This is a genomic window from Prosthecomicrobium pneumaticum, from assembly GCF_014199915.1.
Taxonomy (GTDB): Bacteria; Pseudomonadota; Alphaproteobacteria; order Rhizobiales; family Kaistiaceae; genus Prosthecomicrobium; species Prosthecomicrobium pneumaticum.
Genome location: NZ_JACHOO010000001.1, coordinates 344,726 through 354,187, shown reverse-complemented (window position 1 = coordinate 354,187; position 9,462 = coordinate 344,726). Strand labels below are relative to the sequence as shown.

8 protein-coding genes are annotated in these 9,462 nt (G+C 68.5%); 5 read left to right on the top strand and 3 right to left on the bottom strand.

Features of this window, described 5'->3' with window-relative positions; all coding sequences use genetic code 11:
* The first annotated feature begins 8 nt into the window (after window positions 1-8).
* The 5 genes from GGQ63_RS01585 to GGQ63_RS01565 all read left to right on the top strand — a co-directional run bounded on the left by GGQ63_RS01585 (window position 9) and on the right by GGQ63_RS01565 (window position 5,698).
* On the top strand, window positions 9-1,079 hold the full coding sequence (locus GGQ63_RS01585; RefSeq protein WP_183851837.1) for a BMP family ABC transporter substrate-binding protein: 1,071 nt from the start codon (window positions 9-11) through the stop codon (window positions 1,077-1,079).
* Between the two features lie 166 nt (window positions 1,080-1,245).
* Window positions 1,246-2,430 (top strand): urate hydroxylase PuuD, encoded by a 1,185-nt coding sequence (locus GGQ63_RS01580; protein ID WP_183851836.1) that lies wholly within the window; start codon window positions 1,246-1,248, stop codon window positions 2,428-2,430.
* Window positions 2,431-2,462: 32 nt separating this feature from the next.
* Complete coding sequence (gene uraD, locus GGQ63_RS01575; protein WP_183851835.1) at window positions 2,463-2,984, top strand: 2-oxo-4-hydroxy-4-carboxy-5-ureidoimidazoline decarboxylase; 522 nt, start codon at window positions 2,463-2,465, stop codon at window positions 2,982-2,984.
* Window positions 2,985-3,031: 47 nt separating this feature from the next.
* Window positions 3,032-4,255 carry a M20 family metallo-hydrolase gene (locus GGQ63_RS01570; protein WP_246429555.1) on the top strand — a complete coding sequence of 408 codons (1,224 nt, stop codon included), beginning with the start codon at window positions 3,032-3,034 and terminating at the stop codon, window positions 4,253-4,255.
* 210 nt (window positions 4,256-4,465) lie between these two features.
* On the top strand, window positions 4,466-5,698 hold the full coding sequence (locus tag GGQ63_RS01565) for a glycosyltransferase (protein WP_183851833.1): 1,233 nt from the start codon (window positions 4,466-4,468) through the stop codon (window positions 5,696-5,698).
* A 19-nt stretch (window positions 5,699-5,717) separates the two neighbouring features.
* Here the strand turns inward: GGQ63_RS01565 and GGQ63_RS01560 are convergent, their stop codons facing one another.
* From GGQ63_RS01560 to GGQ63_RS01550, 3 genes are all read right to left on the bottom strand, one after another.
* A complete protein-coding gene (locus GGQ63_RS01560; protein ID WP_183851832.1) occupies window positions 5,718-6,611 on the bottom strand; it encodes a glycosyltransferase family 2 protein in 894 nt (297 codons plus the stop codon).
* A gap of 99 nt (window positions 6,612-6,710) precedes the next feature.
* The gene (gene rimO / locus GGQ63_RS01555) at window positions 6,711-8,024 is read right to left on the bottom strand and encodes a 30S ribosomal protein S12 methylthiotransferase RimO (protein ID WP_183851831.1); all 1,314 of its coding nucleotides are present in this window, start codon (window positions 8,022-8,024) and stop codon (window positions 6,711-6,713) included.
* A 477-nt stretch (window positions 8,025-8,501) separates the two neighbouring features.
* Window positions 8,502-9,431 carry a lysylphosphatidylglycerol synthase transmembrane domain-containing protein gene (locus tag GGQ63_RS01550; RefSeq protein WP_183851830.1) on the bottom strand — a complete coding sequence of 310 codons (930 nt, stop codon included), beginning with the start codon at window positions 9,429-9,431 and terminating at the stop codon, window positions 8,502-8,504.
* Window positions 9,432-9,462 lie beyond the last annotated feature (31 nt).

Sequence of the window (9,462 nt, the reverse complement as noted above, 5' to 3'; positions counted from 1 at the left end):
AGAACACGATGCGCAGACTGATGACGGCGGCGGCCGCGGTCCTTGCCCTCGGCATGGGGCTCGGCGCAGCGGCGGCCCAGGACAAGCTGAAGGTCGGTTTCATCTATATCGGTCCGAAGAACGACGGCGGCTGGACCCAGCGCCACGATGTCGGCCGGCAGGAACTCGAGGCCGCGCTCGGCGACAAGGTCGAGACGACCTATGTCGAGAACGTGCCCGAGGGGCAGGACGCCGAGCGCGCCATCGAGCGTCTCGCCCGGACCGGCCACAAGCTGATCTTCACCACCTCGTTCGGCTATATGGACCCGACCCTCAAGGTCGCGGCGAAGTTCCCCGACGTGAAGTTCGAGCACGCCACCGGCTATAAGACCGCGCCGAACGTCTCGACCTACAATTCGAAGTTCCATGAAGGCCGCTACGTCATCGGCCAGATCGCCGCGAAGATGTCGAAGACCGGCCAGGCCGGCTACATCGCCTCCTTCCCGATCCCCGAAGTCGTGCTCGGCATCAACGCCTTCCTGCTCGGCGCGCAGTCGGTCAATCCGGACTTCAAGCTCAAGGTCGTGTGGGTGAACTCCTGGTTCGACCCCGGCAAGGAAGCCGACGCGGCGAAGACCCTGTTCGACCAGGGCGTCGACGTGATCACGCAGCACACCGACTCGCCGGCGCCGCTGCAGATCGCCGAGGAGCGCGGCATGCACGGCTTCGGCCAGGCGAGCGACCAGATCGCGTTCGCTCCGAAGGCGCAGTACACCTCGATCATCGACAATTGGGGTCCGTACTATATCCGCCGCGCCCAGGCCGTGCTCGACGGCACCTGGACGTCCGGCCAGGTCTGGGGCGGCTTCGCCGACGGCCACGTCGTCCTGGCGCCGTTCACCAATCTCCCCGACGATGTCGTCAAGATGGCCGAGGAGACCGAGGCGAAGATCAAGTCGGGCGAACTGAACCCCTTCGCCGGCCCGATCTACAAGCAGGACGGCACCGAGTTCATCCCGGCCGGCAAGGTCATCGACGACGGCACGCTGCTCGGCATGAACTGGTACGTGAAGGGCGTCGACGACAAGCTGCCGCAGTAAGCGGCGGCCCGCTCTCCCCCTCGCGGGAGAGGGCCTTCTCCCGGGGTGAGGACGGAAGACCCTCACCCCGACCCTCTCCCGCGCGCGGGAGAGGGGACACGGAGCCCGACATGGCCGGCGCCTTGCATGGCTGCCGCCGACCCACGCGAGAACGAACCTTCCGATCATGTCCGCCTTCATCGCCGACTGGCTGAACCTGCTCTTCCGCTGGGCCCATCTGATCGTCGGCATCGGCTGGATCGGCACCTCGTTCTATTTCATTGCGCTCGATCTCAGCCTGCGCAAGCGCGCCGAGATGAAGCCCGGCGTCTATGGCACCGCCTGGGAAGTGCATGGCGGCGGCTTCTATCACGTCGAGAAATACCTCGTCGCGCCGCCGCAGCTTCCCGAGGACCTGATCTGGTATAAGTGGGAGGCCTATCTCACCTGGGTCACCGGCTTCGCGCTGCTCGTCGTCCAATATTACTGGAACGCCCGCTCCTTCCTGATCGATCCCTCGGTGATGCCGATGCGACCGAGCGAGGCGGTGGTGATCTCGGTCACCCTGCTGATCGGCGGCTGGCTGATCTATGACCGCCTGCTCTGCCGCTCCTGGATCGGGCGCAACACGCCGCTCCTCGCGGCGTTCGTCTTCGCGCTCGTCGTCGGCGCGTCCTACCTGTTCTCACAGGTCTTTTCGGGCCGCGGCGCGCTCATTCATGCCGGCGCCTTCATCGGCACGATCATGGCCTTCAACGTGTTCGGCGTGATCATCCCGAACCAGAAGAAGATCGCCGCCGCGCTGATGGCGGGGCAGGCGCCGGATCCGGCGCTCGGCGCGATGGGCAAGCAGCGCTCGGTGCACAACAATTATCTGACGCTGCCCGTTCTGGTGATGATGGTGAGCAATCATTATCCGATGCTCACCGGCCATCCGCACAACTGGCTGCTGGTCGCTCTGATCATCGTTACCGGTGCGATGGTGCGCCATTTCCTCAACCGCCACGACGCCGGCGACCCGCTCGCCAAGATCGCCTGGACGCTGCCGGTCGCCGCCGTCGCGCTCGGCTGCCTCATCGTGCTCACCGCGCCGCGTCCGGTGGCGGTCGATCCACGCCTGATGATGACCGACGCCGAGGCCGTGACGCTCGCGGCCCAGCGCTGCGCCGTCTGCCATGCCGCACGGCCGAAGCACGAAAGCTTCAGCGAAGCTCCGAAGGGCATCATGCTCGAGACGGCGGATGAACTCCGCCAGCACAAGGACCAGGTGCTCACCCAGGCGGTGTTCTCCCGCACCATGCCGCTCGGCAACGAAACCGGCATGACCGACGAGGAGCGCAAGAAGCTTGGCGCCTGGCTTCAAAGCCAGTAGACACGGCGCGCCCGCGACAACGAGCCGACCCCATGACCGCCGCCCGGCGCACACTCGACGCGATCAACGGCCTCTCCGAGGCGGACTTCGTCGCCGCCTTCGGCGACATCGCGGAGCATTCGCCCTGGGTGGCGCGTGTCGCCGCCGCGGCCCGACCCTTTACCGATCGCGCCGCGATGATCGCCGCCTTCGTGAGCGCCGTCGGTGCCGCGACGGAGGAGGCGAAGCGGGCGCTCCTGCTCGCCCATCCGGATCTCGCGGGCCGTGCCGCGCTCGCCGGGGCGCTCGCGCCCGAATCGGCGAGCGAACAGGCGGGCGCCGGCCTCGACCGGCTGAGCGCGGAGGAGTTCGCCCGCTTCCACCGGCTCAACGACGCTTACCGCGCCCGCCACGGCATCCCCTTCATCTTCGCCGTCCGCGGCGCCACCAAGCACCAGATCCTCGCCGCCTTCGAGGCCCGGCTCGGCAATGACCCCACAGTCGAGTTCGAGACCGCGCTCGCCCAGGTCGGGCGCATCATCCGCTTCCGCATCGAGGACCGGGTCGCCGAATGAGCGGCGGGCGGCGGGATCGGACGGCGCTCGGTGCGCGCGCCCAGGAAATGATCGACGCGCTCGCGGCGATCAGCGCGGAGGAGGGGCGTGTCACCCGGCTCTACCTGACGCCGGAGCACCGGCGCGCTGCCGATCTCGTCGGCACATGGATGCGCGACGCCGGGCTGTCGGTGCGCATGGACAATGCCGGCACGATGCGCGGCAGCCGTCCCGCCGGCCGGCCGGGCCGCAGCGCCAACAAGGCCCTGCTGATCGGCTCGCACATCGACACCGTGGTCGATGCGGGCCGCTATGACGGCAATTTGGGCGTCGTCGCCGGCCTGCTGGCGCTCGAGGAACTCGCCGCGCGCGGCGTCGCGCTGCCCTTCGGCGTCGACCTGCTCGCCTTCGGTGACGAAGAGGGCGTCCGCTTCCCCGTCACGCTCACATCCTCCTCGGTCGCCGCCGGCATCTTCGACCCGAAGACGCTCGACGCGACGGACGCCGACGGCGTCACGCTGCGCGACGCGCTCATCGCCTTCGGCTGCGATCCCGCCCGGCTCAAGGACGACGCCTATGTCAGGCCGGGCGTGCTCGGCTATCTCGAGGTGCACATCGAGCAGGGTCCGGTGCTCGAGCGCGAGAAGCTGCCGCTCGCCTCCGTCTCGGCGATTGCCGGCCAGAGCCGCCATGTCGTGCGTATCCGGGGCGAGGCGGGCCATGCCGGCACGGTGCCGATGGCGCTCCGTCACGATGCGCTCGCCGCCGCCGCCGAGCTGGTGCTGGCGGCCGAAGCGATCGCCCGGCGCGACCGCAGGAACGCACTCGTCGCGACCGTCGGCCAGATCGAGGTGCGCCCCGGCGCGCCCAACGTCATCGCCGCCGAGGCGCGCTTCTCGCTCGACATCCGGGCGGCGAACGACGAGGCCCGGCGCGCGGCGTTCCAGGAGTTCCGGCTCGCCGCCCGCCGCGCCGACACCACCCGTCATGTCGTGGTCGGCGTCGAAACGGTGATGGAGAAGCCGGTCGCCCTCTGCGCCCCGACGCTTCAGAAGACGATCGGCTCCGCCATCGGCCGGGTGACGGGGAAGGCGGCGCCGAACCTGATGTCGGGCGCCGGGCATGACGGTCAGGCGATGAGTCAGCTGACCGATTTCGGCATGATCTTCGTCCGCTGCCGCGCCGGCATCAGCCATAATCCGCGCGAGTTCGTGACCATCGACGACATGGGCGCCGCGGTCGAGGCGCTCGTCGCCACCATCGAGGACATGGCGGCGCAAGAGAGCCGCTGACTCCGCGCTTCCGACATCCTTGCGTTCCATCCCTCGATTGCCGCATCGGACTGCCAGGCCTTGTGCCGGCAGAAGATGATTGAAGTCGCGCCTCCCAGCACCTAATCAAATGATCGATCAGAACGGTCCGATCATCTTGAATATTACTGAATATTACAAAGCGCGCTGGGCTGCAATCGCCGGATGAATAGAGAAAAACCTCTCGTAGTAATGATCATGCCGCCCTGGCCGAAGGGGGGAAGCGCGAATGTCTTCGAGGCTTCCGTCGCGGCCCATGTCGCGCTCGGGCGTGATGTCTACGTCTTGCTTGCGCCCGACCAGCCCGCCAATGTCGCGCGGGCCGAGGACCGGGCTTATGTCGCCGGTCTGATGACCTTTCCCGGCGCACTCGGAACCGAGGTGCTGCACCCGCCGCCGGCACACAGCGCCCGGCTGGAACGCTGGCGGCACAGGCTGCGCGGGCGCCGTGGTACGGCGATCGACTATTGGGCGGGCACTGTCGCCGCCCGGCCATTGCCGCCCGTCCTGGAGGCGATGATGCTGACGAGAGGGGTCGCGGCGATCCACGTCCATCATTGCTGGAATATGAAGCTGGCGCTCCGCCTGGCGCGAGGGGTCCGACGGAGGGCCGGCCGCTGGCCGCTCGTCGTCTGCGAAACCCACGACGTCCAGAGCAGCAATATGGACGTGATCGAGGGCAGCCGGTGGATCAATAGATCGTTCGATGTCGGGGCTCTCGTCGCTGCCGAGAACCGGATGTGCGGCGCCGCCGATCTGCTTCTCCACATCAACCGGGAGGACGAACTCGTCTTTCGCGAGCGTCTGCCGGACCTCCTGCACGCCCATCTGCCGCCGACCATCGCGCCTTCGACGGAGGCGGCACTCGCCCGCCTGCGCGGCCGGCCCGCGCCGGCCGACGGCAAGCTCGTCTATCTGGCGACCAACAATTACTGGAACATCGCGACCGCCTCGTGGCTCGTCGAGGAGGTTCTGCCGCGGGCACCGCAGCTGCGCGACCGCCTGCGCATCTATGGCGATGTCCGGGAGGGTTTGCGACGGACCCGGCCGGAGCTGCTCGCCGCGCATGACGACGTCTTTGCCGGCCCGGTCGACCATGTCGCCGATGCCTATACGGACGCGATCGGCATTCTGGTTCCAGTGCTCGCCGGAACGGGCTCGTCGATCAAGTTGCTCGAAGGGCTCTGCACCGGCCGGCCGCTCATCGGCACGTCGGGCGTGGTGCGCGGCATCGCGCCGACGCTCGTCGCGGCCATGCCGATCGGAGTGCACGACGCGCCGGGGGCTTTCGCCGGCGCCGCGCTCGCCATCGTCGAGCGGCAGGGCGCCCGCTGCGGCTCGGACGCGGAGGTTTTCGACCGCCATTTCTCGAACGCGGCCTATCAGAGCCGGTTTGCGGAGATCATCGGCGCTCTGCTCCGCTGAGCTCCGCCGACCGGGGCGGTCAGCTGGCGCGCGCGTGCCGCCGGCTGCGCCATGTCCACAGGGTCTTTCGCCATTTGGCGCGGTAGCCGAGCGTCTTCAGCCCGCCCTCGCGGAGCAGGCGTCGCGTATAGGTCCAGCGGCCCGCCATGATGAAGCAGATCGTCGCATAGCGCTGGCGGCGGAACTCGCGGGGCAGGGCGGCGATCATCCGGTCCATCTGATCGGCCCAGATCCAGAAATCCCTCGCGCTCGCGAGCGAGATGCTCTGCGCGTCGCCGCCCTCGCCATGGCTGCTGCGCTGGTGGACGAGCACCGGACTGCCTTGCGAATGCACGAAGGGTCCCCACATCGCGAGGCCGATCAGCATCTTGCCGTCCTCGCCCGTCCGCCATGAGGAATCGAAGCCGCCGGTCAGCCGGTAGAAGCGCGTGCGGAACACGCAGCACTGCACGAGCCCACCGCCGAACTCGAGCACGAAGAGCACCGGATCGGCGGCGAAGGACGCCATGTGGTCATAGGCATAGGGTGCGCCATCGCGGATCGTCTGGCGGTTGGCGACGGCGCCGACGGCCTCGGGATGCGCCGCGAGCGCCGCCCTGCAGCCGGCGAGGAAATCCTCCGGCCATTCGTCGTCGGAATCGAGAAAAGCAATGAATTCGTGCGCCGGATCGACGAGCCGTGCTCCGGCATTGCGCGCCGAGGCCGGGCCGCCATTCGGCGTCGTCACGACCTCCCAGGCGAAAGGCGCGTGCTCGGCGAGCCATGCCCGGGCGGACGCCGCGGTATCGTCGGTCGAGCCGTCATCGACCACGATCACCTGGGCGGCCGCATGGGTCTGCTGTGCGATGCTCGCCAAGGCGCGCCGGACGAGGGCCGGACGATTGTAGACGGGCACCACCACTGCAACGCTCATCGCGGCTCCCGGGCGAGATGTCGAGGAGGCGTTGGGCCGTGCCCGCCGCGCCGGCCGCAAGGCCCCGGGGTCTCCCGATGCGAGAGCGAGGGCCGCCGCCTAGACCGTGCCGTGGAGGTCATAGGCGTCGGCCCGCTCGATCCGCGCCGTGACGATCTCGCCCGCGCGCATCGGCAGGCGCGATGTGAGGTGGACCGTGCCGTCGATCTCGGGCGCATCCCATTGCGTGCGGCCCTTGGCGACGCGGCCGTTCGCCTCGTCGATGATGACGGGCACGCGCCGGCCGACGCGCTTTGCGAGGCGCCTGGCGCTCACCGCCTGCTGGCGCTGCATGAAACGGTGCCAGCGCCGCTCCTTGACCTCCTCGGGCACCGGCAGGGCGATGTCGTTGGCGGGCGCGCCTGCGACGGGCTCGAACTTGAAGCAGCCGACGCGATCGAGCTGCGCCTCGTCGAGCCAGTCGAGCAGGAACTCGAAATCCTCCTCGGTCTCGCCGGGAAAGCCGACGATGAAGGTCGAGCGGATCGCGAGATCGGGGCAGATGCCCCGCCAGGTGCGGATGCGATCGAGCTGCTTCTCCTGCGCCGCCGGGCGGCGCATGGCGCGCAGCACGGAAGGGGAGGCGTGCTGGAACGGGATGTCGAGATAGGGCAGCACGAGCCGGTCGGCCATCAGGCCGATCACCTCGTCGACATGCGGATAGGGGTAGACATAGTGCAGCCGCACCCAGGCGCCGAGGCTGCCGAGCTCGCGCGACAGGTCGAAGAACTTCGCCCGGACGCTGCGGTCCTTCCACGGGCTCTCCGCATAGCGAAGGTCGACGCCATAGGCGCTCGTGTCCTGCGAGATGACGAGCAGTTCCTTGACGCCGGCCTTGACGAGCTTCTCCGCCTCGCGCAGCACGTCGCCGGCCGGCCGGCTCACCAGGTCGCCGCGCAGCTTGGGGATGATGCAGAAGGTGCAGCGGTTGTTGCAGCCCTCTGAAATCTTGAGATACGCATAGTGCCGTGGCGTCAGCTTGATGCCCTGCGGCGGCACCAGATCGACGAACGGATCGTGCGCCGGCGGCACGGCGGTGTGGACCGCGTCGAGCACGCTCTCATATTGCTGCGGCCCGGTGATCGCGAGCACGTTCGGGAAGGCGTTGCGGATCTGCTCGGGCTCGGCGCCCATGCAGCCCGTGACGATCACCTTGCCGTTCTCGGCCATGGCCGAGCCGATCGCCTCGAGCGATTCCGCCTTGGCGCTGTCGAGGAAACCGCAGGTGTTGACGATGACGACGTCGGCGCCGTCGTGCCGGCGCGCCACTTCGTAACCCTCGGCGCGCAAATGGGTCAGGATTCGCTCGGAATCGACGAGCGCCTTGGGGCAGCCGAGGCTGACGAAGGAAATGCGGGGTGCGGAGCCGGACATGCGCTCAACCGGTCTGGCCGCGGCGGCCGGCCGGCGGCTGAGAGGCCCGGCGGCGAGCCGGGGCCCGTGATTTCAAGATCGGCGCTATCTGGGCGACCGAGGGCGGAATGTCAATCGGCGGCCGATGCCCGTGACGACCGCCAGGGGGATGTCCGCCGCCGCATGTCCGCCGGGCTCGCGGCATCGCGCCATGCGGCGGATGGACGGCGAAGCCGCGGGACGCGAAGGCGCTGCCGGCCCGGCGCCCGATGAAGGCGGCCGCAACCCGGCGCGATGCGGCGCGATCGGCCGCGGGGCGCGGCCGATCGCAGTCCGTTGGCCGGCGAGGGCGGACCGATGATCCTCCATCGCCGCCGACGGAGCCGATTCGCATAAGATAGATTATGGAACTTTTCTGCATGGACGGGAAAGGCGGGGCCGGCGCTTCGCTTCGGTGCGGGATCGCCCGGTGTCGTGCGGCCATCCCCCGAAGCGGTGTCAGCCGGCGCGCCGGCGGCGACCCGAGGCCTCGAAGCCCAGCACGACGAAGATCGACAAGGCGAACGGGATCAGCAGATAGAGCATGCGGAAGACGATCAGCGCGGCGAGCACATCGGCCGGATCCATCTCCGGCAGCGCCGCGAGGAACGTCACCTCGAGCACGCCGAGCCCGCCCGGCGCATGCGACAGCAGCGCGATCGAGAACGAAGCGATGAAGATGCCGAGGATGGCGACATAGCCGGGATTTCCTACCTCCGGCAGCGTGAAATAGATGATCGCCGCGGCACCTGCGAGCTCGAGCGGCCCGGCGAACAGCTGGCGCACGGCGACGCCGAGGCGCGGATACTGGATCTGGAAGCTGCCGATCCGCCACGGCGGGAAATGCAGCCATGAGCCGAGCATATAGAGCGCGCCGAGCCCGACGAGCGCGAGGCCGATGGAAAAGCCCACCCAGGACGGCACGTCGGTGATCCGGTCGATCAGCGACGGCCTGAGCAGCAGCACCGCCCCGGCGGCGAGCACGGTGCCGAGCGCGAAGGTGAAGGAGCAGAACACGACGAGCACGCCGATCTCCTGCCCGGAGAGCCCCTTGGTGCTGTAGGCGCGGTAGCGCACGACGGCGCCCGAAAGCACCGAGGCGCCGATATTGTGCGACAGCGCATAGGTCGTGAACGAGGTCAGCGCGATGAACGGCCAGGAGATCTTCTTGCCGAGATGCATCACGGCGATGCGGTCGTACCAGGCGAGCGCGCCATAGGCCATCAGCGTGCCGCCTACAGCGAGCAACCAGTCGTGCCAGGTGATGGCATAGAAGCTGTCGCTGATGTCGTCGAAGGAAAGGCTGCGGACCTCGCGGTAGAGGAGGAAGGAGGAGACGGCCACGGCTCCGACGCCGACCACCGACCAGACGAGTTCCCGATGTTTCATATCCGACCCAATCCCCTCTCGACCGCCCTGC

What these genes read in the sequence shown, in the direction of transcription:
- GGQ63_RS01560 (WP_183851832.1), bottom strand. Translation starts at nt 6,611, where the DNA reads ATGAGCGTTGCAGTGGTGGTGCCCGTCTACAATCGTCCGGCCCTCGTC.
- rimO (WP_183851831.1), bottom strand. Translation starts at nt 8,024, where the DNA reads ATGTCCGGCTCCGCACCCCGCATTTCCTTCGTCAGCCTCGGCTGCCCC.
- GGQ63_RS01550 (WP_183851830.1), bottom strand. Translation starts at nt 9,431, where the DNA reads ATGAAACATCGGGAACTCGTCTGGTCGGTGGTCGGCGTCGGAGCCGTG.
- GGQ63_RS01565 (WP_183851833.1), top strand. Translation starts at nt 4,466, where the DNA reads ATGATCATGCCGCCCTGGCCGAAGGGGGGAAGCGCGAATGTCTTCGAG.
- GGQ63_RS01580 (WP_183851836.1), top strand. Translation starts at nt 1,246, where the DNA reads ATGTCCGCCTTCATCGCCGACTGGCTGAACCTGCTCTTCCGCTGGGCC.
- GGQ63_RS01570 (WP_246429555.1), top strand. Translation starts at nt 3,032, where the DNA reads ATGATCGACGCGCTCGCGGCGATCAGCGCGGAGGAGGGGCGTGTCACC.
- GGQ63_RS01585 (WP_183851837.1), top strand. Translation starts at nt 9, where the DNA reads ATGCGCAGACTGATGACGGCGGCGGCCGCGGTCCTTGCCCTCGGCATG.
- uraD (WP_183851835.1), top strand. Translation starts at nt 2,463, where the DNA reads ATGACCGCCGCCCGGCGCACACTCGACGCGATCAACGGCCTCTCCGAG.